Consider the following 2,271-nt stretch of genomic DNA (forward strand, 5'->3'; position numbering starts at 1 on the left):
AGCGTGTCGTTCGGCCATGTCGACAAGATCGGCAAGCGCGTGATCGTGCTCGGCGGCGGCAACACCGCGATGGATTGCTGCCGCACCGCACGCCGCCTCGGCGGCGAGGACGTCAAGGTGATCGTGCGCTCCGGCTTCGAGGAGATGAAGGCGTCACCTTGGGAAAAAGAAGACGCCATGCATGAGGACATTCCGATCCTCAATTTCATGGTCCCGGTCGCTTTCACGCACGACAACGGCAAGCTTACCGGCGTCACCTTCCAGAAGGTAAAGGCCGAGTACGACTCTAAAGGCAAGCGCAGCCTGGTGCCTTCAGGCGAAGCTGACGAGACGATCAACTGCGACGACGTGCTGGTCGCGGTCGGCCAGGAGAACGCGTTCCCCTGGATCGAGCGCGATTGCGGCATCGAGTTCGACAAATGGAACATGCCGAAGGTCGATCCCAAGACAATGGGCTCGACGCATCCGAAAGTGTTCTTCGGCGGCGACGCGGCGTTTGGCCCCAAGAACATCATCTGGGCGGTGGCGCACGGCCACGACGCCGCGCTCTCGATCCACAGACTTGTATCCGGTGAAGATGTCCAGGAGCGGCCGCTGCCGGAGGTGCATGTCTCTTCGCAGAAGATGGGCATCCACGAGTGGAGCTACGACAACGACATTTCCGACGACAAGCGCTTCAAGGTGCCGCATCGCGACAAGGTCATCGCGCTAAAGGACATCCGCGCCGAAGTCGAACTCGGCTACGACGTCAAGCTCGCGCTCGGCGAAGCCCAGCGCTGCCTCAACTGCGATGTGCAGACGGTGTTTTCCACCTCACTCTGCATCGAGTGCGACGCCTGCGTCGATATCTGCCCGATGGATTGCATCACCTTCACGGAGAACGGCGAGGAAGCCGATCTGCGGACCCGGTTGAAGGCGCCCTCACCGCACCTGGATCAAGCCCTTTACGTCTCAGACGATCTCAAGACCGGGCGCGTGATGGTGAAAGACGAAGACGTCTGCCTGCATTGCGGGCTGTGCGCCGAGCGTTGCCCCACCGGCGCCTGGGACATGCAGAAATATCTCATCGATATGACCTACGCAGGAACATCATGTCCGACCAAAGCCCGATCAGCAGCGTAAACGACTTCGTCGTCCGCTTCGCCAACGTCAATGGCTCGGGTTCGGCAAGCGCCAACGAACTGTTCGCACGCGCCATCCTGCGCCACGGCGTGCCGGTCTCGCCGCGCAACATCTTCCCCTCCAACATTCAGGGCCTGCCGACCTGGTACGAAGTCCGGGTGACCGAAGACGGCCATCTCGGCGCGCGTGGCGGCGTCGACATGATGGTGGCGATGAACCCACAGACCTGGGACAAGGACTTAGGCTCGATCGAGCCCGGCGGCTATTTGTTCTACGACTCGACCAAGCCGCTGCCGCAGTCGAAATTCCGCGCCGACATCACGGTGATCGGCGTGCCGCTGACCGCGATCACCAATTCCACTTATACCGACCCGCGTCAGCGCCAGTTGTTCAAGAACATCATCTATCTCGGCGCCCTCTGTGCCCTGCTCGACATGGACCCCAAGCTGATCGAGCAGCTGATCGGCGAGCAGTACAAGGGCAAGGAAAAACTGCTGTCGCCGAACATCCACGCGTTGCATCTCGGCCGCGACTGGGCGCTGCAAAACCTCAAATGCCCGATTGGGCTGCGCGTGAAGAAGGCCGACAAGGTCGGCGACCGCATCTTCATCGAAGGCAACAGCGCGGCGGCGTTAGGCGCGGTCTATGGCGGCGCCACCGTTTGCGCCTGGTACCCGATCACGCCGTCGTCGTCGCTGGCGGACGCTTTTGCCAACCACTGCAAGAAGCTGCGGCACGATCCCGCGACCGGCAAGGCGAAATACGCCATTGTCCAGGGCGAGGACGAACTTGCCTCCATCGGCATTGTGATCGGCGCGTCGTGGAACGGCGCGCGCGCCTTCACCGCGACCTCCGGCCCCGGCATCTCCTTGATGACCGAGTTCATCGGGCTTTCGTATTTTGCCGAAATTCCAGCCGTGATCATGAACGTGCAGCGCGCGGGCCCCTCGACAGGCATGCCGACCCGCACCCAGCAATGCGATATCATTGCCTGCGCCTATGCCTCCCACGGTGACACCAAGCACGTGCTGCTGTTTCCGGAAGATCCGGCGGAAGCGTTCGAATTCGCCGCGCAGGCCTTCGATCTCGCCGAGCGGTTACAGACCACGATCTTCGTCATGCTCGATCTCGACATCGGCATGAACCACC

The 2,271-nt window shown here is 61.7% G+C and carries 2 protein-coding genes; both read left to right on the top strand.

Annotated elements, in window-relative coordinates; genetic code table 11:
* The coding region (locus tag WB528_RS05225; RefSeq protein WP_423887362.1) for an FAD-dependent oxidoreductase at positions 1 to 1,122 on the top strand (1,122 nt) is incomplete at its 5' end.
* Positions 1,092 to 2,271 (top strand): 2-oxoacid:acceptor oxidoreductase family protein (locus WB528_RS05230; RefSeq protein WP_423887363.1); only part of this gene is annotated, 1,180 nt, incomplete at its 3' end. The genes WB528_RS05225 and WB528_RS05230, both read left to right, overlap by 31 nt.

Origin of the sequence: Bradyrhizobium sp. (assembly GCF_049586575.1) — a bacterium.
Classification (GTDB): Bacteria; Pseudomonadota; Alphaproteobacteria; order Rhizobiales; family Xanthobacteraceae; genus Bradyrhizobium.